The sequence below is a fragment of the Burkholderia sp. AU32262 genome, assembly GCF_020419985.1.
GTDB lineage: Bacteria > Pseudomonadota > Gammaproteobacteria > Burkholderiales > Burkholderiaceae > Burkholderia > Burkholderia semiarida.
In genome coordinates, this window is record NZ_JAIZRS010000023.1 from 41,797 (window position 1) to 61,541 (window position 19,745).

Below are 19,745 nucleotides of genomic sequence, written 5' to 3' on the forward strand. Positions count from 1 at the left end.
ACGCCGTCATGCGAACGGCACGGCCTCGAAGCCGGCCGCGAGCGCGTCGACGATCCGGTCGAGCTGTTCGCGCTGGATCACGAGCGGCGGCGACAGGATGATCTTCGTGCCGACCGGACGCACCAGCACGCCGTTCTCGCGCGCGACTTCCGCGACCGCGTTCGCGTAGCCGGACAGCGGATCGATCGGCTCGCGCGTGTCTTTGTTCGCGACGAGGTCGAGCGCGAGCATCAGCCCCTTGCCGCGCACCTCGCCGACCGCCGCGAAGCGTTCCGCGAACGGCCGCAGCGCCTCGAGCAGATACGCGCCCTGCTTCGCCGCATTCGCCGGCAGATCCTCCTTCACGACGATGTCGAGGCTCGCGATCGCGGCCGCGCACGCGACCGGGTGGCCGGCGTACGTGTAGCCGTGCATGATCGCGCCGCCGAAATCGGCGTTCGCGGCGAACGCGTCCTCGATCCGCGCGTTCACGACCGTCGCGCCGAGCGGCACGTAGCCCGACGAAATCCCCTTCGCGAGACACATGATGTCCGGGCGCACGCCCCACCCGCGGCTGCCGAACATACTGCCGCTGCGGCCGAAGCCCGTCACGACTTCGTCGGCGATCAGCAGCACGCCGTAGCGGTCGCACACCTCGCGCACGAGCGGCCAGTAGTTGGCCGGCGGCACGATCACGCCGCCCGCGCCCTGGATCGGCTCCGCGATGAACGCGGCGATGGTGTCCGGGCTCTGGAACTCGATCTCGCGCGCCAGCATTTCCGCGCAGATCCTGCCGAGTTCCTCCGGGTCCTGCGTAAACGGATTGCGGTACAGCCACGGCGTCTCGACGTGGAAGCAGCCGGGCAAATTCGGCTCGTAGTTGCGGCGGAACACCGTGTTGCCGTTCACCGACGCGCCACCGAAATGCGTGCCGTGATAACCCTGCTTCAGCGAGATGAACTTCGTGCGATCGGCCTGGCCGCGCACCTTCCAGTACTGGCGCGCGATCTTCAGCACGGTCTCGATCGAATCGGAGCCGCCCGAGCTGTACAGCACGCGGCGCATCCCTTCCGGTTCGAGCATGTCGATCACCTTCTTCGACAGCTCCTCGGCGCGCGGATGCGAGATGCCGTCGAACAGCTGGAAGTATTCGAGCTCGTCGAGCTGGCGCACGATCGCGTCCTTCACTTCCTGGCGGTTGTGGCCGACGTTCACGTTCCACAGACCCGCGACGCCGTCGACGAGCTTGCGCCCCTGTTCGTCGAACACGTAACAGCCGTCGCCGCGCACGATGCGGATCGGCTTGCGCTGTTTCATTTCGTTCGGGTGCAGCATCGGGTGCCAGAACTTCGCTTCGTTGTAGCTCATTGCAGTCTCCACTTTCGGATCGGTTGTTGCGGTTTTTGCGGTTTTTGCGGTGGTCGGATCGGCCCGCGCGTCAGTGCGCGATGCACACGGATTTGGTTTCGGTGAAGCCTTCGATCGCGTACTGCCCGAATTCGCGGCCGATGCCCGATTGCTTGTAGCCGCCGAACGGCATCGACGGATCGAGCGGGATATGGCAGTTCACCCACACGGTGCCGGCCTCGATTCGCGGCACGAGATTCATCACGCGCTTCAGGTCGTTGCTCCAGATGCTCGCGGCGAGGCCGTACGGCGACGCGTTCGCGAGGCGTATCGCGTCGGCCGCGTCGTCGAACGGCACGACGACGATCACCGGGCCGAACACCTCGTCGCGCACGATCGCGCTGTCCGGATGCGGATCGGCGATCACGGCCGGCTTCACGTAGTAGCCGGGCAGATCGTCGGCCGGCGTGCCGCCCGCGAGGAACGTGAGGCCCGCGCGGCGCGCGCCTTCGATGTGCTGGACGACCTTGTCGCGATGGTGAGCGGATACGAGCGGGTTGATCTGTGCGGTGGTGTCAAGGCCAGCGCCGAGCTTCATCGCCTGCGCGACGCCGGCGAGGCCGTCGGCCAGTTGCGCGAACTTGCTGCGATGCACATAGAGGCGCGACGCGGCCGCGCACACTTGCCCCTGGTTGAAGAACGCGCCGGCGGCGACGCCGTCGAGCGCCTGCGCGACGTCGACGTCGTCGAGCATCACGATGGGGTTCTTGCCGCCGAGCTCCAGCGAGAAGCGCGTCATGTTCTGCACGGCCGCCGCGCCGACCAGCTTGCCGGTCGCGGTCGAGCCGGTGAACGAGATCTTCGCGATCGACGGGTGGCTCGCGAGCGCCGCGCCGCAAACGCGCCCGCCCGTGACGACGTTGAACACGCCGGGCGGCACGCCGGCTTCGCGTGCGAGCTCGGCCAAGCGCAGCGCGGTGAGCGGCGTTTCCGGCGACGGCTTCAGCACGATCGTGCAGCCGGCCGCGAGCGCCGGAATCAGTTTCCACACCGCGATCATCAGCGGGAAATTCCACGGCACGATCGCGGCGACCACGCCGACGGGCTCCTTGCGCGTATAGGCCGTATAGCGCGCGCCGGGCGGGAACGGAATCGACACGTCGAGCGTCTGGCCGGTGATCTTGGTCGCCCAGCCGGCCATGTAGCGCACGTATTCGACGCTCGCGCCGACCTCGATCGCGCGCGACACGTGAATCGACTTGCCCTGGTTCAGCGTTTCGAGCTGCGCGAGCGTTTCGGCGTCGGCTTCGATCAGGTCCGCGAGTTTCAGCAGGATGCGTTCGCGGTCGGCCGGCCGCAGCCCGCTCCACACGCGCGCGTCGAACGCGTGTTTCGCGCTGGCGACGGCGCGGTCGACGTCGTGTGCGTCGGCGTCCGCGACGGTGGCGAGCCGCTCGCCCGTGGCCGGGTTGTACACGTCGAGGCGTGCCGCCGCATGCGCGGGCTGCATGGCGCCGTCGACGAAGAGGCCGAAATCGCGCGCGACGAAGGTGCGCACGGTGTCGCTGACGGCGACGAAGTTCGTGTTGCTCATGGGCGTCTCGTTGATTGTCGTGGCTGGACCGCGTACCGGTGAGGCACGCGGGCGTCGGACCACTGTATCGACGAGGGATAGCGCCCGGTGAGCGCAAATTGGCAGCGCGTCATCGGCAAGACGATCGCGCATCGAATTGCACGATCTCGCGGGCCGGCCGGCAGCGCGATTACAGGAACAATGCGCCGACCAGCTCCGTGCGATTCGACACGCCGAGCTTGCGGTACATGCGCATCAGGTGGGTCTTGATCGTCGGTTGCGCGAGCGCGAGATCGCGCGCGATCTCCTTGTTCGAGCGGCCGTCGCGCACGAGCCGTGCGATCTGCTCCTCGCGGTAGGTCAGCCGTTCCTCGCAACCGATCCGGTGGATTCCGCGCCGTGCACGCAGCAGCGGGCTCAGCGCGGCTTCGGCGACGGGTTGCAGCCGCGCGAGCGCGTCGATCTCGCCGGGTGCGAACCGTCCTGCCGTGCCGTTGCCGTTCGCGTCGCCCATGCCGAAGCGCAGCAGCGAGAACGCGCCGACCGTGCGGCCCGCGTCGCGCAGCCAGATCTCGACGACGTCGGCCACGTCGTGCCGCCGCAGAAACCGGGTCCAGTACGCGGACGCGGCACGTCGTTCATCAGGCAGTTGGGACGCGAGCGTGACGACCGCGCAATCGCCCGACGCGCAGCGCGACGGATGCAGCGGATCGAGCATCCGGTAGCGGGCGACATAGGTGCGATGCATCGATTCCGGCATCCCGAACAGCTCGAAATCGGCCGGCTCGCCGCTGTGGTCGAGCCGATAGAACACGATCGCCGACGGGCTCGCGAATGCGTCGAACGCGTCCACGCACGCGCGCAGCGTGCGTCGCCAGTCGGCGGCGTCGTGGTCGGCGGAAACGAATGAGGTCGGCATCGGGAATCGGCTGGCGGATGGACGACAACGAATGTCGACGTCCGGGCCAGCCTACCGGCGCCGAAAAAGCGCCGGTGAGCACAAATCGGCAAATCGTCCCGGGCCGGCCAGCGGCCAGTGGCCGGTTCAGCCGAGACGATATCGGCGCGCGACGGTGCGCGCGCCTCGTTTCAGCGGGCGTTCGCGGCGAACGTGTCGCAGGCGCTCACCTCGCCCGACTCCATCCCCCGCCGCAGCCAGTACACGCGCTGTTCGCTGGTGCCGTGCGTGAAGCTTTCGGGCACGACGTAGCCCTGCCCTTGCTGCTGCAGACGGTCGTCGCCGATCGCGGCAGCGGCCTTCAGCCCCTGCTCGAAATCGCCGGGCTCCATCAGCCGCTGGTTCGCGCGCTGCGCGTTGTTCGCCCACACGCCGGCGAAGCAGTCGGCCTGCAGCTCCATCCGCACCGACAGCGCATTCGCGCGCGCCTGGCTCGACCGCCGGCGCGCGGCATCGACCTTGTCGGCGATGCCGAGCAGGTTCTGCACGTGATGGCCGACTTCGTGCGCGATCACGTAGGCCTGCGCGAAATCGCCGCCCGCGCCGAAGCGCTTGCGCAGCTCGTCGTAGAAGCCGAGATCGATGTACACGTTGCGGTCGCCCGGGCAGTAGAACGGCCCCATCGCGGTCTGGCCGGTGCCGCACGCGGTCGGCGTCGAGTTCGTGAACATCACGAGCTTCGGCGGTTCGTACTGCGCGTGCAATTGCGTGTTGAACACGCCCGTCCACGTGCGTTCGATATTGCCGAGCACCTTGCGCGTGAACACCGCGCCGGGATCGTTCGCCGGCGCACCCTGGTGCTGGGTCGGCGCGGGTTGCGCCTGCTGCTGTCGGCCCTGCAGCGCCGACGCGCCCTCGAGCACGACGCGCGGGTCGATCCCGAAGAAATACGATGCGGCCAGCGCGACCACGATCGTGCCGATGCCGATCGTCGCGCCGCGCCCGCCGCCGAAACCGCCGGCGCCGCGTCGATCCTCGACGTTGGCGCTTTCTCTTTCGTCGTCCAGCCTCATTGCCGGCCCCTCCCTGTTCTTGTCGATGGTCCGGCCGCGCCAGCGCGCGACCGGGCGATACGCCGTGGCGACACGATCCGTCGGCGGACGCGATACCTGCGCATCGGATGTCCGCTCGCGCCGATCCCGCCTGCCGCGCATTTGCCGGCCGCGCCTTCGCCGGCCGCGCCCTTGCGGGTCGCACCATTCGTACGACGGAATCGGACGGCCGACGCGCCGCGCGCCGCTGCGCGCCCGCCCACGCTATTTTGCCGGGCTTTCGTGGCTTATCGCAAAAATGTGGAGGATAGAGCGATTCGGCGCCGGACATCGTCAGCCTTTGCAAAATGGGCCCCGGCCGCCGCGCTTGGCCATCCGGACGGCCCGCGTTCATCCTTTCGGCGGATACCGGCGCGCGCCGGCGCCGCCTAAAGTGGCCGGAACACCCCTTTCCGGAGAACGACATGACGCACCCGCCACCCCGCACGATCGCGATCACCGGCGCAGGCACGGGCATCGGCGCTGCGTGCGCGCGCCGCTTCGCCCGTCGCGGCGACCGCGTCGTGCTGATCGGGCGCCGCCCGGCGCCGCTCGCTGCACTCGCGGCCGAAACGGGCGGCCTCGCGCTTGCCGGCGACGCCGCCAGCGCAGCCGACTGGGCCGCTTTCCTGCCGCGCATCGCCGAACGCTTCGGCCGCGTCGACGCACTCGTCGCGTGCGCGGGCGGCCACGGCGTCGGCCGCGCGGACGAAACCGGCGACGCGCAATGGCGCGACGCGATGCACGCGAACCTCGATACCGCGTTCGTCAGTGCGCGCGCATGCCTGCCCGACCTGATCGCGCAGCGCGGCAATATCGTGCTGGTCGCGTCGATCGCGGCGCTCGCGGCGGGGCCCGGCGTATGCGGCTACACGGTCGGCAAGCACGCGCTGCTCGGGCTGGCGCGATCGCTCGCACGCGACTACGGCCCACACGGCGTGCGGGCAAACGCCGTCTGCCCGGGCTGGGTCCGCACGCCGATGGCCGATGCGGAAATGGCACCGCTGATGGCCGCGCACGGCGATTCGCTCGACGCCGCGTACACCCGCGTGAGCGCCGACGTGCCGCTGCGGCGCGCGGCCGATCCCGACGAGATCGCGGCCGTCTGCGCGTTCCTGGCGTCGCCCGACGCGTCGTTCGTGACCGGCGCGACGCTCGTCGCGGACGGCGGCGCGATGGCCGTCGACGTGCCGACGCTCGCGTTCGACCGGCTTTGACGCCCACAAGAAGGCGTCGCGCGTGCCCGCCCGCTGCCGAATCCGTTAACATCGTCCCGATCCGCCGCCTGGGCGCGGCACCGCCTCACCGTTCGGAACGCGATGAACATCCGGTTTCTGGAAACCTTCGTCTGGCTCGCGAAGCTGGAAAACTTCCGGCTCACGGCCGAGAAACTGCACACCACGCAGGCCGCCGTGTCGAGCCGCATCGCATCGCTCGAGGAAGCGTTCGACGTGCGCCTGTTCGACCGCAACACGCGCTCGGCCACGCTCACGCCCGCGGGCCGGCGCATGCTGGCCTACGCGGAGCGGATCGTGCGGCTCGACGGAGAAATGCGGCGCGACATCGACGCGGCGAGCGATGCGGGCCTGATCCGGATCGGCGTGATCGAATCGATCGTGCACAGCTGGTTTCCCGCGCTGATGGCGCAACTGCGCGAGCGCTACCCGCGCCTCGACGTCGAGATCACCAGCGACACGACGCTGCATCTGACGCGCCTGCTCAGCACCGACGGCGTCGACCTGATCCTGCAGACCGATCCGGTGCCGGGACCGGACTTCACGAACCTGCCGCTGTGCGAATTTCCGGTGCGCTGGGCCGCGAGCCCGCGCCTCGGGCTCGGCGGCCAGCCGCTCGACGTCGCGCGCCTGGCCGGGTTTCCGATCATCAGCTTCTCGCGCCATTCGGGGCCGCACGCGACGATCGAGCGGCTGTTCGCTGCCGTCGAACGGCCGGCCAGCATCAACTGCATCACGTCGGTCGCCGCGATGATCCGCCTCGTCGCCGACGGCTTCGGCGTGGCCGCGCTGCCGCCTGCCATCATCGGGCGCGAGCTGCACGAAGGCACGCTCGAACTGCTCGACGTCGAGCCCGAATTCCCGGCGCTGCCGCTCGTCGCGACGTACCGCAGCCAGGGGCTGCCGGTGGCCGCGCGCATCGCGGAACTCGCGAGCGAAGTGGCGCGTGCGACGGGGGCCGCCGATCGCGTCGACGCAACGGCCGCCGACTCAATGCCCACCCGCAACGCGACCGCGACAACGACGCGCGCCCCGGCGAAAGCGAAGCGCACGACGAAAGCCGCGTCGCCTGCCGCGCCCACCGCCAAACGCCGCCCGCGCCGCTCATAAGAAAACCTGTTCACCGCGAATTTGTTTTCTTGTTGGACTGGCGCGGCCGGTCTTCGGGACACTGAGGTTCCTGACATCCCCGTCACGAGGAACCCCGCGATGACCCGCTTTTCCCTTCCGCACGGCCAGCTTTGCGTCTGGACGGATATCGACCCCGCGCACGAGGCCGATTTCAACGCGTGGTACGACCGCGAGCACATGCAGGAGCGTGTCGCGATTCCCGGCTTCACGCATGCGCGGCGGTTTCGCGCGACCGACGGCGGCCCGCGCCGATACCTCGCGCTGTACGTGACGGATTCGCTCGACGTGTTCCGCGGCGACGCGTACCGGCAGGCGTTCACGCAGCAGACCGCATGGTCGCTCGCGAACTTCGCGCGCATGACGGGTACGCAGCGGCGTGTCGGCGAGCTGACGATCGAGGCCGGCGACGGCGAAGGCGCGCATCTCGCGCTGTTCGTGCTGCCGCCCGACCGCATCGATGTGCCCCGCCTGCGCGAGCGCTTCGACACGGCCCTGCAAGAACCGGGCATCCACGCCGCGCGACTCTTCCGCACGTCGCCGGACCTGTCCGCGCCGATCGGCGCCGCCACGGCCGCCTGCCCGGCCGCCGATGCACTGGTGCTGATCGAAGGCAGCGACGCAGCGGCCACGCGCCGCGCGGCCGCCTCGCTCGCCGGACACGACGACGTGCGCACCTTCGGCCTGCTGTGGCGCGCCGCTTCGCCGCTGCCTGCCCGGCGCCGCGACGCCGAAACGGAACCGGCCGCCGCTGCCGCGCTGTCTGCCTGAAACGCCCGACGCCGACGCCAACACCGACCCCACGCTTCATCCCGTCACCCGTCACGATCTGCCCAATACCATGAACACGCTCGCCCAGCCCGCCGCCCACGCGCCCCGCCGTGTCCGCAACAGCCGACTCGCGACCGCGAGCATGATCGGCACGTCGCTCGAGTGGTATGACTTCACGATCTACAACACGCTCGCCGCGCTCGTTTTCAACCATCTGTTCTTCCCGTCGGTCGATCCGCTGGCCGGCACGATCCTCGCGTTCTCGACCTATGCGGTCGGCTACGTGTCACGCCCGCTCGGCGGCTTCGTGTTCGGCAACCTCGGCGACCGCATCGGCCGCCGCGCGGTGCTGATGCTCACGCTCGTGCTGATGGGCGTGACGACCGCGTTGATGGGCGCGCTGCCGACCTACGCGCAGGCCGGCATCCTGAGCCCGATCCTGCTCGTCGCGCTGCGTTTCGTGCAGGGCGTCGCGCTCGGCGGCGAATGGGCCGGCGCGGTGCTGCTGTCGGTCGAGCATGGCGACCAGAAGCGGCGCGGGCTGTCCGCGTCGTGGACGCAGATCGGCCCGTCGTTCGGCACGCTGCTCGGCACCGGCTGCATCGCGCTCGTCACGCTGTCGACCACCTCGGAGAACTTCCTGTCGTGGGGCTGGCGCGTGCCGTTCGCGGCCAGCGCGCTGCTCGTCGCGTTCGGCTTCTGGGTGCGGCGCGGCGTCGACGAAACGCCGCAGTTCGAGCAACTCGCCGAATCGCACGCGACCGCCGAAGTGCCCGTCGCCGACGTGCTGAAGTACCACTGGAAGCGCCTGCTGATCGCGGGCGGCTCGCGAATCGGCTCGGACGTGCTGTACGCGCTGATCGTCGTATTCACGCTGACCTACGTGACGACCGTGCTGCACCTGTCGCGCCCCGTCGCGCTGACGGCCGTGATGATCGGCACGGCCTGCAACGCGCTCGCGGTGCCGTTCTTCGGCGCGCTGTCGGACCGTTTCGGCCGTCGGCCCGTGTATCTCGCCGGCGCAATGGCCGGCATCGTATGGGCGTTCGTGTTCTTCGCGCTGCTCGATTCGGCGCGCCCCGCGGCGATCGTCGCGGCCGTCGCGATCGGCCTCGTGATCCATGCGGTGATGTATGGCCCGCAGGGCGCGTTCGTGACCGAGCAATTCCCGACGCGCGTGCGCTATGCGGGCTCGTCGCTTGCGTACACGCTCGCCGGCATCGTCGGCGGCGGCTTCGCGCCGCTCGTGATCGCCGCGCTGTTCCGGCAAACGGGCACGACGACGGCCGTGTCGCTGTACGTCACCGCCGCGCTCGTCGTCACGTCGATCGCGCTCGTCGCCGCGCGCGAGACCGCGCACCGGCCGCTCGAGGGCTGAGCGTCGCCGCCGGCCGAATCATTCCTTCGCACTTCAAACGGATAGCCGCATGCCAACCCTGTCGTTCAACGTGATTTCCCTGCAACACGCGCCGGCCGCCGTCGACGTCGACATCGAGCGCGTCGTGATCGCCGGCTGGGCCGGCCGCGACCCGGCCGCGATCCACGCGCATATCGACGAACTCGCGGCGCTCGGCGTCGCGCCGCCGTCGACCACGCCGTGCTTCTATCGCGTGTCGGCCGCGCTGCTTACGCAGGCACCGTCGATCGGCGTGCTCGGCGCGCGCTCGGGCGGCGAGATCGAATGCGTGCTGGTCGACAGTCCGGCCGGCACGCTTGTCACGGTCGGCTCCGATCACACGGATCGCGAAGTGGAGGCGTACGGCGTGGCCGTGTCGAAGCAGGTGTGCGCGAAGCCGCTCGGCCGCGACGCGTGGCGTCATGCGGATGTCGCCGATCACTGGGATGCGCTCGAGATGCGTTCGTGGCTGATCGCGCGCGACGGCGAGCGGACGGCGTACCAGCACGGCGCGGTCAGCGGCCTGCTCGCGCCCGACGTGCTGTGGCAGCGGTTCGACGGTTGCCGCACGATGCCCGCGCGCTGCGCGATGTATGGCGGGACGGTCGCCGTACATGGCGCGATCGCGGCAATGGGCGACGGCGATGCGTTCGAAATGGAACTGCACGATCCGGTGCTCGGGCGCAGTCTCACGCATCGCTATGCAGTCGAGGTGTTGCCGGTCGTCGCGTAACGGCAAGCCGTGACGGCAAGCGGAAAACCGCACGGGGCACGGGCACGACGGCATTCAGGCGTCGCGCCTGTTCCTACCTGTACGACTCAAAGCAGTGGTAGTCCGGAAAGTTGAACTGCGAGTTGCCGCAATACAGCACGCCGGCCAGGTTCGTACATCCACTCAATGTGAACATGATTGCTCCCGCAACCGACATTTTCCACCCGAAGTACCCCATCGCGCCCCCGTTTTCGCGTTATCGGCATTGCCCGACATGATGCGCATCGGACGCGCGCGGGTATGTGGAGAATTGTGGCCCCGCGGCTTCTTCGGTTCGGCATGGCGCGTTTCCGTGCGGGGGCGCAGCCTTTACTGCCTGCCGTTGCTCACCCGAGACAACCGAGCCCCGCCAGCGTCGCCTCCACCGCCGTATCGAGCGGCGTCACCGGCTCGCGGCCGAGCACCGCGGTCACGCGCGCGTTGTCCATCCGGATCGGTTCGCGCCACAGGTAGCGCATCTCGAGCAATTCGCGCAGCGTCGTCACGAATGGCGCGGCAACCCACACGAGCCACCACGGAAAATCGCGCAGCGCCGGCCGCATGCCGTGCCGCTGCGCGACGCGTTGCACGGCCCGCGCCATCTGCATGCCGTCCTCATCCCAATGCCCGCCCAGATGGAAACGCGCGAACGGCTCCAGCGTCTCGCGCCGCTCGATCAGCTCGACCATCGTGCGGGCCACGTCCGGCACATACGCCCATTGATGGCCAACGCCGCGGCTCGGCACGCTGATGGCCGCGACGGGCCGCCCCGGCTTGACCAGCCCCTGCGAGAACCAGCTGTTGCCGAGTTGCGGCCCGAAGAAATCGCCGGCGCGCACGACGATCGTCCGCACGCCGTGCGCGCTGGCGTCCTGCAGCCGCCGCTCCAGTTCGACGCGGATCGCGCCCTTGCGGGTCGCCGGATGCTGCGGCGCATCTTCCCGCAGCACCGGAAATGCATCGGCGCCGAAGTTGTAGACCGTGCCCGGCAGCACGACGGTCGCCTGCGCGGCCCGCGCCGCCGCGATCGTGTTGTCGATCATCGGCAGCACCTGCGTGGCCCAGTTCCGGTATCCGGGCGGGTTCACCGCATGCACGATCACGCTGCAGCCGCGGGCGGCGCGCACCACTGCATCGCGATCCAGCGCGTCTCCGCGCACCCAGGCGATGCCGTCGCGCTCCACGCCCTCGGCATCGAGCCCGCGCTTGAGCGCACGCACCTGCCAGCCCGCATCGCGCAACTGCCGCGCGACTTCCCCGCCGATCCCGCCGCTCGCGCCGAGCACGAGCGCCTGCCGTTGCATCCCGCCTGCGTTTGCCGTCATTGCCGCTCTCCTTGAATGAAACCATCACGACACGCATTCTGAGGCGCCGCCTGCTATCAAGGAATTGCCGAACCCAGTCGATCAGCTATACATTTATGCATGACCACCGATCTGAACTGGGAACGCTACCGCACCTTCCTCGCGGTGCTGACGGAAGGCTCGCTGTCCGGCGCGGCCCGCGCGCTCGGCATCACGCAGCCGACGGCCGGCCGCCATGTCGCGGCGCTCGAAGCCGCGTTCGGCCAGACGCTGTTCACGCGGTCACCGTCGGGCCTGCTGCCGACCGAGGCGGCGCTCGCGCTGCGCGGCCATGCGGAGGCGCTGCGCAGCGCGGCGGCCGCGTTCGAGCGCGCGGCGGCCAGCCACGGCGCCGGCGTGCGCGGCATCGTGCGGATCTCGGCCAGCGACGTGATCGCCGTCGAGGTGCTGCCGCCGATGCTCGCGCAATTGCGGCGCGACCATCCGGGGCTCGTGATCGAACTGGTGGCGACCGACCGCATCCAGGACGTGCTCAAGCGCGAGGCCGACATCGCGGTCCGGATGGCGCCGCCCGCGCAGGACGCGCTCGTCGCGCGGCGTGTCGGCGAAATCGAGGTCGGACTGTATGCGCGCGACGATTACCTGGCGCACCACGGCGCGCCGGCGACGATCGACGCGCTCGCCCATCACGCGCTGATCGGCTTCGATACGGTCACGCCGTTCATCCGCTCGGCGGGGCGCGGCATGCCGCAGTGGCAGCGCGACGCGTTCGCGCTGCGCACCGACAGCAACCTCGCGCAGCTTGCGCTGATCCGCGCCGGCTACGGGATCGGCTTCTGCCAGACGGCGCTCGCGAAACGCGACGCGCGGCTCGTGCGCGTGCTGCCCGACGGGCCCGCGATGCGGCTGGAAACCTGGGTCGTGATGCACGAGGATCTGCGGACGAGCCCGCGCTGCCGGGCCGTGTTCGATGCACTGGCCAACGGGCTGCGTACGTATGCGGACGGTGAGCTCGCCGAGTAGAAAGCGGCGTGCGTGAATCGCGCGGGCCGCGCCATTCGTGGATTTTTCCCGGCGAACAGGATGTCCGCGATGCACGCGGCACGGTTTTACATCAGCAATTGACGCGACAGCACCTCGCGCGCCTGGGTGACGGTCTCGCGCTCGCCCGGCAGCGGCGGTGTCAGCGAAAACACCGCGTCGGGCAGCGGCGGCAGCCGGTATTTCGTGCCGAGCCGCATCAGGCCGTCGCCGATCGCCGACGCACACAGGCAGCCGACCCCGAGCCCCGCCGCGAGCATCGACTGCAACCCCGCGACGCCCGACGCGCTGTGCACGAGCACGTACGGCGTGTGCCGCTCGTCGAGCGAGCGCACCGCGACCTGATGCATCATGCAGTCGTCCGGCAGCAATACGAGCGGCAGCGGTTCGGGCAACTGCTCGGCGAGCGCGGGCGACGCGACCCACGACAGCGGTTCGCGCCGCAGCACCCAGCGCGTATCGGCCGACACCGGCCGGAACGGCCCGCTCGACATGTTCATCACGACGCCCAGATCGATCTGCCCGCGCGCATGCGCCGCTTCGATATCCGCGCTCTTCATCGCGCTCACGTGCAGGCTCAGCTGCGGATAGCACTCACGCAGCCGCGCCAGCATGCCCGCCACTTCGTTCGTGCGGTAGTAGTCGGTGATCGCGACGCGCAACTCGCCCTTGATCGCCTGCCCACGCAGTTCGTCGAACGCGGCCTCGTTCAGCGCGACGATGCGCCGCGCGTGCTGCAACAGCCGCGAGCCGGCCGGCGTCGGCTCGACACCGCGCTTGCTGCGCACGAACAACGGCACGCCCGCGCGCGATTCGAGCTTGCGCACCTGCTCGCTGACCGTCGATTGCGACAGGTGCAGCAGCGGCGCGGCGGCCGTCAGGCTGCCGGCGTCCGCGACCGCGGCGAACGTGCGCAACTGATCCAGATCGAAACCGCGCATCGCCTTCCTCCATCCATCGAATAACCCGATGGATGCTACCACTCTTTCCCGCTTTTCCGAACCATGAGCGATGACCAGAATATGGGGTCAACGGCCTGCTCGCGTCCATCGCTTATCGGGCCCTCTTTTTTCGGATCTGCTTTCATGACGAACAACACCCTTGCCCCCTGCGCGTCGGCCGGCGCGGCTGCCGCGGCGACGCCCCGCAGCCATCACGGCTGGGCGCTCGTGGTCCTGCTGGTCGGCGCCATTCTGCCGCCGCTCGACTACTTCATCGTGAATCTCGCGCTGCCGGCCATTCGCGACGGCATCGGCGCGCGCCAGGCCGAGTTGCAGCTCGTCGTGTCGGCCTATGCATGCGCGAACGCGGTCGCCCAGATCACCGGCGGGCGGCTCGGCGACCTGTACGGACGCAAACGCATGTTCATGGTCGGCATGGCGGGCTTCGTGCTCGCGTCGACGCTGTGCGGGCTCGCCGACAACGGCACCGTGCTCGTCGGCGGGCGCGTGCTGCAAGGCCTGTTCGCCGCGATCCTCGCGCCGCAGGTGCTCGCGACGATCCGCAGCGTGTTCAGCCCGCACGAACAGGTGCGCGTGATGGGCTTTTACGGGTTCGCGTTCGGCCTGGCGGCCGTGATCGGCCAGCTCGGCGGCGGCGCGCTGATCAGCCTGCATCCGTTCGGGCTCGGCTGGCGCGCGATCTTCCTCGTCAATCTGCCGATCGGCATCCTGGCGCTGATCGGCAGCTGGCGCTTCATCCCGGAAAACCGTCCGCCGCGCGGCCAGCGCATCGACGTGCCGGGCACGGTGCTGCTGTCGCTGTTCCTGCTGATGCTCGTGTATCCGCTCACGCACGGCCGCGAGGCCGGCTGGCCGCTATGGATGATCGCGTGCGGCGTCGGCGCGCTGCCGATGCTCGGCGCGCTGCTGACGGTCGAATCGCGCCGGCTCGCGCGCGGCCGCGATCCGCTGCTCGACGTGCGCCTGTTCCGCAACCCGGTCGTCGCGCTCGGGCTCCTGCTCGCGTTCCTGTTCTACATGCTGAGCGCGTTCTTCCTGAGCTACGGGATTTATCTGCAGGGCTGCCTGAATTGGTCGCCGCTCGCGTCCGGGTTCGCGATCCTGCCACTCGGGCTCGGTTTTCTCGCGAGCCCACTGCTGATGCCGCGCCTCGTCGCCCGGTTCGGCGCGTATCGCGTGCTCACACTCGGCTTCGCGATGCTCGCGGCCGGCGTCGCGACCGCCGCCACGCTCGCCCGCGACGGCGCGCCCGGGCCCGGCTTCTATGCGGGCATCGCGGCGATCGGCATCGGGCACGGGCTCGTGCTGCCGTCGGTCGTGCGGATCGTGCTGGCGGAAGTCGACGCGGCCCGCGCGGGCGTGGCGTCGGGAATGGTCAGCGCGATGCTGCAGATTGGCGCGGCGGTCGGCGCCGCGACGATCGGCGGCGTGTTCTTCGCGCGGCTCGGCGTGCATCCGGCCGCGCTCGATTACGTGCAGGGGTTCAGGGTGTCGATGTTCACGCTGACGGCTGTGTTGCTCGGCTGCATCGCGCTGTCGATGGCGCTCGGGCCGCTGCATCGGCGGCTGCATGCGGATACGTGACGCCTGACGCGCGACGGAAATGGCCTCGTCAGTCCAACGCCGGCAACCGATGCGGTGCATGCAACGCATGGCCGCTCGCAGGCATCCGGCTTATTTTCGATGCTCGCGCTGCGCTTGCCGCGCCTCCCATTCGGCCAGCTCGACGCGATAGCGCGCGAGCGCTTCGTCGTACAGGTCGAAGACGCACGGCGAGCAGCCGCTGTTGCAGCAGTCTTCCAGTTCGGGTTGGATAGGCGGGATCGGACGGGGATCGTCGATGGACGGATCTCCGGAAGCTTGGTTCGGCACGGCGTGGTCCGGTAATGTGGAGAAGCGAGTATAGGGCGATCCGGGCCGCCGCCGCTTTCGGCAGGGCTGGCCGTCGACGATGAACGCGTCCACGTTCATCATGGCGCGATCGCCGAACGCGGCACGCCGCTGCGTTACCCCATTTCCGCCCCCACAGGAGCTGCGCGATGGCCGAAGCCGTGAATCCGCCGGAAGTCTGGGCGCCGTTCGGCGCATTCTCGATGGCCGTGATCCAGGGCGACGGCCGAATCGTGCATCTGAAGGGTCAGGTCGCGCTCGACCGCGCCGGGCAGGTCGTCGGCGCCGGCGACATGCGCGCCCAGGTCCGGCAAACGCTCGACAACATCCGCGACGTGCTGGCCGCACTGGGCGGGCAAATGCGCGACGTGATCTCGCTCGTCCATTACGCCATCGACATCGACGCATTCATGCACGCCGGCGACATCCGCAACGCTTATTTCGCCGAACCCTACCCGGTGACGACGACCGTCCAGGTCGAGCGTCTCTACCGTCCCGACCTGCTGATCGAGATCGCGACCATCGCCGAGATTCCGCTGGCGCGGTTTCGTCGCCCCGGGACGGCCGCATGAAGGGCATCCTGCCCGCCTGAAACCGCGCACCGGTCGCGGCATTCCCGACCGGCGCGCACTTGCTCGCACCCGCTCGCCTACTTCGCGGGCGTGCCCGGCTTCACCACGTCCGGCTTGTCGGCCAGCGGCTGCCACGCGGCGCCGAGCGAATACCAGTCGACGCGGCGCGTGAGCGTCATGATGCCGGCGAGGATCGCGAACAGCAGCAGCGAGCCGAGCATCAGCGCATTGTCTTCCGACAGCAGCAGCCCGTAGAGCGCCGCGTACAGCATCGCGAGCAGCGCCGTGAACGTCGCGCCGCGCTTCACGCTGTGCAGCACGAACGACAGGTAGAAGCCGAGCAGCCCGATGCATGCGCCGCTCGCCACGAGATACGCATAGCCGAACGCAATGTGTTCGGACAGGCTCAGCAGCAGCAGGAAGAACAGCGCGAGCGACAGGCCGACCAGCGTGTACTGGATCGGGTGAATGCGCAACCGCTTCACGAGTTCGTACATGAAGAAGCTCGCGAACGTGAGCATCACGAACAGCGCACCGTATTTCGTCGCGCGTTCGGCCTGCAGATAGACGTTCACGGGTTCGATCACCGACACCGATGCCCTCTCGATCCCACCGTCGCCGTTGCCGTTGCCGGACGCCACTTGCTCGCGCGCCTTCGTGTTGAACGACGTCACGCGCCAGTTGCTGACGAAGCCGCGCGCATCGACCGTGCGCTCGGCCGGCAGGAATTCGCCGCCGAAGCTCGGGTGCGGCCACGTCGATTTCAGCGAGAAGTCGTTCTGGTCGCCCACCGGCGCGAACGCGACCGACTCCGCACCGGCCAGCGGCAGCGCGATGCTGAACGGCACGACCGCCGCCCCCGCGTTTGCGTCCGCCAGCGCCGCGAGATCGACGTTCGCATGCACGCCCTGGCGCAGGCTGTCGAGCCGCGTGCCCTGCTCCACGTCGATCCGCGTGCCGCCGATGCGCAGGTCGGGCTGCGCCTTCAGCCCGCGAAGATCGCCGATGCCGAGCGCGACGTACGCGCCGTCGACCTTGAAGCTCACGTGGCCGTCGGCCTGCGGCAGCTTCTTCAGGTCCGGCAGCGGCAGCGTGCCGGTCATCCGGCTGTCGAGCGCGTACACGAGCGCCTTGTGAATGCCGCGATAGCGCGTGCTGACCGACAGCGTGCCGTCGACGTTCAACGTCTTCGGGAACACGAGCAGCCGTTTCGCCTCGCTTTTCAGGCTGGTTTTCGCCTTGCCGCCGGCCCGCACGTCGTCGCTCACGCGCGTGACTTCCGTGTAACGGACGACGAGCACCGGCCCCGTCACCGTCTGCGGCCCCGCATAGCTCGCCCAGATGCTTTCCAGCGCACTTTGCCGATAGTCGGCGCGTTCCCGCACGATGCTCTGGACCATCTGCAGCGGGATCAGGATCGCCAGCGCGAGAAACGCGGTAATCATGGACTTGAACAACAGGACTCGATTCATTGCTGACAGGTACGGGAGTGGAAGGTACGGTCAGCATGAGCGGCCCCGGTGAAGGGCGATTGAAGCCGATGTGAAGCGAATGTGTGGCGGGCGTGAAGCGCGCGATCAGCCGGCCGACGGCAGCGTGAGCGTCGCGCATGCGCCACCTTCCGCGCGGTTCGCGAGCGCGACCTGGCCGCGGTGCAGCATCGCGACCTCGCGGACGAAACACAGCCCGAGGCCCGTGCTGCGATCCTGCCCGTCGGGCCTCGGCAGCGAATAGAAGCGTTCGAACACGCGCGACAATGCGTAGTCGGGCACGCCGGGGCCGTCGTCCGCGACGCGCACGACCGCGACGTGCGCCCTGCCCGCCGGCTGCCGCTCGAGCGCGATGCGTATCGTGCTGCCCGGCGGCGCGAAATCCAGCGCGTTGTCGAGCAGGTTGCCGAGCGCCTGCCGCAGCAGGAACGGATCGCCGTCGACGACCACCGCATCGGCTCCATCGGCCGCATCCGCCGCACCATTCGCGTCGATCCGCAAGCTCACGCCGCGCTGCCGCGCGCGCGGCTCGATATCGTCGACGAGCTGTTCGAGCACCGGCCGCAGCGCGACCGGTTCGTGCACCGACAGGCGCTGCTTCTGCTCGACCTCGGCCAGCGCGAGCAGCTTGCGGATCATCTGTTCCAAGCGGCCGGCCTGGCGGCGGATGTTCTCGGTGAAGCGCCGGCGGTTCGCGACCGGCATGTCCTCCTGCAACAGCTCGGCCGCGCCGCTGATCGCGGCCAGCGGGCTCTTCATCTCGTGCGTGAGCGTGTGGATGTAGGTTTCGACGTATTGCCGGTCTTCCAGCCGCTGATGCATGCTTTCCACCGCGCGCCCGAGCTCGGCCAGCTCGTTCGCGCCCTGCAGCGGCATCGACGCGCGCTCGCCGGCCGCGATCGCGCGCGCATAGCGCTGCAGGCGCCGCAGCCCGAGCACCAGCCACCCCGTGCACGCGACGCCGATCAGCATCGCGCCACCCATCAGCAACGCACCGTACAGCATGATCTTGCGCTGGCTGCGCGCGATGAACGGCGCGACCGTCTGGTTCGGTTTCGCGATCGTCAGCACGCCGATGATCTCGTCGCCGCGCCGGATCGGCGCCGCCACGTGCATCACGGTGCTGCCGTCGTCGTTCGGATCGCTGCGCGTGCTGCGCGCGCCGTATTCGCCGCGCAGCGTCCGGTACACGTCGTTCCAGCGCGAATAGTCCTGCCCGACCGCGCTGCCGGACGAGTCGTAGCGCACGATGCCGTGCGCGTCGGTGATGTAGAGGCGGTAGCCGATCGCGTTCTTCTGGATGCCCCACACGTTCGCGCTGACCGGGCGCTCGTGCAGTTTCCCGAGCTGCCGCGCGAACGCGCCGTCGGCGATATGCCCGTTCGCCATGTCGTCGGCGGCCAGCGTCGCCAGCACCTGCGCGGTGTCGACGAGCGTGTCCTCCATCGCTTCGCGCACGCCGGGCTTCACCTCCTGCACGAACACGCGCAGCGTGATCAGCGCGGCCAGGCCGACGATCAGGAAAAAGCCGAAGAAGATGCGCAGGCCGATATGCATGGGCGGAGCCGATCGTTACGGTTGCAGCGAATAACCCATCCCGCGATGCGTGCGGATCGGGTCGCGCTCGGGATCGATCGCGCGCAGCTTGGCGCGCAGCGTCTTGATGTGCGTGTCGACCGTGCGGTCGGCCGAATCGAGCGCTTCGTGCCACACGAGATCCATCAGTTGCTCGCGCGAGTAGATGCGCCCCGGATGCCGGACCAGCAGCGCGAGCAGCCCGAATTCGTAGCGCGTGAGGTCCAGCGCGTGGCCGAGCCACGACACGCGCGCGCCGTCGATGTCGAGCGTGAAGCCGGAGGCAACCGGTGCGCACGCATCGGCCGGCACGGGCGCGGGCACCGGTTCCGGCGTGGCCGCCCGGCGGAAGCGGCGCAGGATCACGCGCACCCGCGCCGCCAGCTCGCGCGGCGAAAACGGCTTGACGACGTAATCGTCGGCGCCGATCTCGAGCCCGACGATCCGGTCGATCTCGTCGTGCCGCGCGGTCAGGAAAATCACCGGAATATCGGTGAACGTGCGCAGCCGCCGGCATACCTCGAAGCCGCTGAGGTCCGGCAGGCCGACGTCGAGCACCACGAGATCGACACGCGTAGCGCGCAGCTGATCGAGCGCCGCCTGTCCGAGCGTGCAGTGCATGGTCTGCATGCCGTCGGTGCCGAGGGCATAGACGATCGTGTCCGCGATCGCCTGTTCGTCTTCGACGATCAGGATGGTGGGCTGGGTCATGGCCTCGGATTCGGGTCTCGTATTCGGTCTC

Annotated in this window: 18 protein-coding genes; 8 read left to right on the top strand and 10 right to left on the bottom strand. The window is 69.2% G+C overall.

Annotated elements, in window-relative coordinates; translation table 11 throughout:
• Nucleotides 1-6: 6 nt before the first annotated feature.
• The 4 genes from LGN10_RS24950 to LGN10_RS24965 form a co-directional block, all read right to left on the bottom strand.
• Nucleotides 7-1,347: an aspartate aminotransferase family protein gene (locus tag LGN10_RS24950; RefSeq protein WP_226225330.1), complete on the bottom strand. Its 1,341-nt coding sequence runs from the start codon at nucleotides 1,345-1,347 to the stop codon at nucleotides 7-9.
• A gap of 70 nt (nucleotides 1,348-1,417) precedes the next feature.
• A complete protein-coding gene (locus LGN10_RS24955; RefSeq protein WP_059584809.1) occupies nucleotides 1,418-2,920 on the bottom strand; it encodes an aldehyde dehydrogenase family protein in 1,503 nt (500 codons plus the stop codon).
• Between the two features lie 169 nt (nucleotides 2,921-3,089).
• A complete protein-coding gene (locus LGN10_RS24960; protein WP_059584808.1) occupies nucleotides 3,090-3,818 on the bottom strand; it encodes a helix-turn-helix transcriptional regulator in 729 nt (242 codons plus the stop codon).
• Nucleotides 3,819-3,988: 170 nt separating this feature from the next.
• Nucleotides 3,989-4,870 (bottom strand): neutral zinc metallopeptidase, encoded by an 882-nt coding sequence (locus LGN10_RS24965; RefSeq protein ID WP_226225331.1) that lies wholly within the window; start codon nucleotides 4,868-4,870, stop codon nucleotides 3,989-3,991.
• A 443-nt stretch (nucleotides 4,871-5,313) separates the two neighbouring features.
• Here LGN10_RS24965 and LGN10_RS24970 point away from each other — a divergent pair, with 443 nt between their 5' ends.
• From LGN10_RS24970 to LGN10_RS24990, 5 genes are all read left to right on the top strand, one after another.
• Nucleotides 5,314-6,105: an SDR family NAD(P)-dependent oxidoreductase gene (locus LGN10_RS24970; protein ID WP_059639722.1), complete on the top strand. Its 792-nt coding sequence runs from the start codon at nucleotides 5,314-5,316 to the stop codon at nucleotides 6,103-6,105.
• A 102-nt stretch (nucleotides 6,106-6,207) separates the two neighbouring features.
• Complete coding sequence (locus LGN10_RS24975) at nucleotides 6,208-7,233, top strand: LysR family transcriptional regulator (protein WP_059584802.1); 1,026 nt, start codon at nucleotides 6,208-6,210, stop codon at nucleotides 7,231-7,233.
• A gap of 99 nt (nucleotides 7,234-7,332) precedes the next feature.
• Nucleotides 7,333-8,022, top strand: coding sequence for a DUF4286 family protein (locus LGN10_RS24980; protein WP_226225332.1), 690 nt, complete (start codon nucleotides 7,333-7,335; stop codon nucleotides 8,020-8,022).
• A gap of 58 nt (nucleotides 8,023-8,080) precedes the next feature.
• On the top strand, nucleotides 8,081-9,400 hold the full coding sequence (locus LGN10_RS24985) for an MFS transporter (protein WP_226225382.1): 1,320 nt from the start codon (nucleotides 8,081-8,083) through the stop codon (nucleotides 9,398-9,400).
• A gap of 49 nt (nucleotides 9,401-9,449) precedes the next feature.
• Nucleotides 9,450-10,151 (top strand): DUF2848 domain-containing protein, encoded by a 702-nt coding sequence (locus LGN10_RS24990; protein ID WP_226225333.1) that lies wholly within the window; start codon nucleotides 9,450-9,452, stop codon nucleotides 10,149-10,151.
• A gap of 365 nt (nucleotides 10,152-10,516) precedes the next feature.
• Here LGN10_RS24990 and LGN10_RS24995 read toward each other — a convergent pair whose 3' ends face one another.
• Nucleotides 10,517-11,494: an NAD-dependent epimerase/dehydratase family protein gene (locus LGN10_RS24995; protein ID WP_226225335.1), complete on the bottom strand. Its 978-nt coding sequence runs from the start codon at nucleotides 11,492-11,494 to the stop codon at nucleotides 10,517-10,519.
• Nucleotides 11,495-11,593: 99 nt separating this feature from the next.
• Here LGN10_RS24995 and LGN10_RS25000 point away from each other — a divergent pair, with 99 nt between their 5' ends.
• Nucleotides 11,594-12,496, top strand: coding sequence for a LysR family transcriptional regulator (locus LGN10_RS25000; RefSeq protein WP_226225337.1), 903 nt, complete (start codon nucleotides 11,594-11,596; stop codon nucleotides 12,494-12,496).
• 86 nt (nucleotides 12,497-12,582) lie between these two features.
• Here LGN10_RS25000 and LGN10_RS25005 read toward each other — a convergent pair whose 3' ends face one another.
• Nucleotides 12,583-13,455, bottom strand: coding sequence for a LysR family transcriptional regulator (locus LGN10_RS25005; protein ID WP_059584791.1), 873 nt, complete (start codon nucleotides 13,453-13,455; stop codon nucleotides 12,583-12,585).
• Between the two features lie 144 nt (nucleotides 13,456-13,599).
• Between LGN10_RS25005 and LGN10_RS25010 the strand changes: the two genes are divergently transcribed.
• On the top strand, nucleotides 13,600-15,060 hold the full coding sequence (locus LGN10_RS25010; RefSeq protein ID WP_226225339.1) for an MFS transporter: 1,461 nt from the start codon (nucleotides 13,600-13,602) through the stop codon (nucleotides 15,058-15,060).
• Nucleotides 15,061-15,150: 90 nt separating this feature from the next.
• Here LGN10_RS25010 and LGN10_RS25015 read toward each other — a convergent pair whose 3' ends face one another.
• Complete coding sequence (locus LGN10_RS25015) at nucleotides 15,151-15,348, bottom strand: oxidoreductase-like domain-containing protein (protein ID WP_060310679.1); 198 nt, start codon at nucleotides 15,346-15,348, stop codon at nucleotides 15,151-15,153.
• 167 nt (nucleotides 15,349-15,515) lie between these two features.
• Between LGN10_RS25015 and LGN10_RS25020 the strand changes: the two genes are divergently transcribed.
• A complete protein-coding gene (locus tag LGN10_RS25020) occupies nucleotides 15,516-15,938 on the top strand; it encodes a RidA family protein (protein ID WP_226225343.1) in 423 nt (140 codons plus the stop codon).
• A gap of 77 nt (nucleotides 15,939-16,015) precedes the next feature.
• Here LGN10_RS25020 and creD read toward each other — a convergent pair whose 3' ends face one another.
• From creD to creB, 3 genes are all read right to left on the bottom strand, one after another.
• Complete coding sequence (creD, locus tag LGN10_RS25025) at nucleotides 16,016-17,410, bottom strand: cell envelope integrity protein CreD (protein WP_226225345.1); 1,395 nt, start codon at nucleotides 17,408-17,410, stop codon at nucleotides 16,016-16,018.
• A gap of 105 nt (nucleotides 17,411-17,515) precedes the next feature.
• The gene (gene creC, locus LGN10_RS25030; protein ID WP_226093915.1) at nucleotides 17,516-18,985 is read right to left on the bottom strand and encodes a two-component system sensor histidine kinase CreC; all 1,470 of its coding nucleotides are present in this window, start codon (nucleotides 18,983-18,985) and stop codon (nucleotides 17,516-17,518) included.
• Nucleotides 18,986-19,000: 15 nt separating this feature from the next.
• Nucleotides 19,001-19,714: a two-component system response regulator CreB gene (creB, locus tag LGN10_RS25035; protein ID WP_099317649.1), complete on the bottom strand. Its 714-nt coding sequence runs from the start codon at nucleotides 19,712-19,714 to the stop codon at nucleotides 19,001-19,003.
• Nucleotides 19,715-19,745: the final 31 nt, after the last annotated feature.

What these genes read in the sequence shown, in the direction of transcription:
- LGN10_RS24965 (WP_226225331.1), bottom strand. Translation starts at nt 4,870, where the DNA reads ATGAGGCTGGACGACGAAAGAGAAAGCGCCAACGTCGAGGATCGACGC.
- LGN10_RS24950 (WP_226225330.1), bottom strand. Translation starts at nt 1,347, where the DNA reads ATGAGCTACAACGAAGCGAAGTTCTGGCACCCGATGCTGCACCCGAAC.
- creC (WP_226093915.1), bottom strand. Translation starts at nt 18,985, where the DNA reads ATGCATATCGGCCTGCGCATCTTCTTCGGCTTTTTCCTGATCGTCGGC.
- LGN10_RS24995 (WP_226225335.1), bottom strand. Translation starts at nt 11,494, where the DNA reads ATGACGGCAAACGCAGGCGGGATGCAACGGCAGGCGCTCGTGCTCGGC.
- LGN10_RS24990 (WP_226225333.1), top strand. Translation starts at nt 9,450, where the DNA reads ATGCCAACCCTGTCGTTCAACGTGATTTCCCTGCAACACGCGCCGGCC.
- LGN10_RS24955 (WP_059584809.1), bottom strand. Translation starts at nt 2,920, where the DNA reads ATGAGCAACACGAACTTCGTCGCCGTCAGCGACACCGTGCGCACCTTC.
- LGN10_RS24980 (WP_226225332.1), top strand. Translation starts at nt 7,333, where the DNA reads ATGACCCGCTTTTCCCTTCCGCACGGCCAGCTTTGCGTCTGGACGGAT.
- LGN10_RS25010 (WP_226225339.1), top strand. Translation starts at nt 13,600, where the DNA reads ATGACGAACAACACCCTTGCCCCCTGCGCGTCGGCCGGCGCGGCTGCC.
- creB (WP_099317649.1), bottom strand. Translation starts at nt 19,714, where the DNA reads ATGACCCAGCCCACCATCCTGATCGTCGAAGACGAACAGGCGATCGCG.
- LGN10_RS25020 (WP_226225343.1), top strand. Translation starts at nt 15,516, where the DNA reads ATGGCCGAAGCCGTGAATCCGCCGGAAGTCTGGGCGCCGTTCGGCGCA.
- LGN10_RS24975 (WP_059584802.1), top strand. Translation starts at nt 6,208, where the DNA reads ATGAACATCCGGTTTCTGGAAACCTTCGTCTGGCTCGCGAAGCTGGAA.
- LGN10_RS25000 (WP_226225337.1), top strand. Translation starts at nt 11,594, where the DNA reads ATGACCACCGATCTGAACTGGGAACGCTACCGCACCTTCCTCGCGGTG.
- LGN10_RS24960 (WP_059584808.1), bottom strand. Translation starts at nt 3,818, where the DNA reads ATGCCGACCTCATTCGTTTCCGCCGACCACGACGCCGCCGACTGGCGA.
- LGN10_RS25005 (WP_059584791.1), bottom strand. Translation starts at nt 13,455, where the DNA reads ATGCGCGGTTTCGATCTGGATCAGTTGCGCACGTTCGCCGCGGTCGCG.
- LGN10_RS24970 (WP_059639722.1), top strand. Translation starts at nt 5,314, where the DNA reads ATGACGCACCCGCCACCCCGCACGATCGCGATCACCGGCGCAGGCACG.
- creD (WP_226225345.1), bottom strand. Translation starts at nt 17,410, where the DNA reads ATGAATCGAGTCCTGTTGTTCAAGTCCATGATTACCGCGTTTCTCGCG.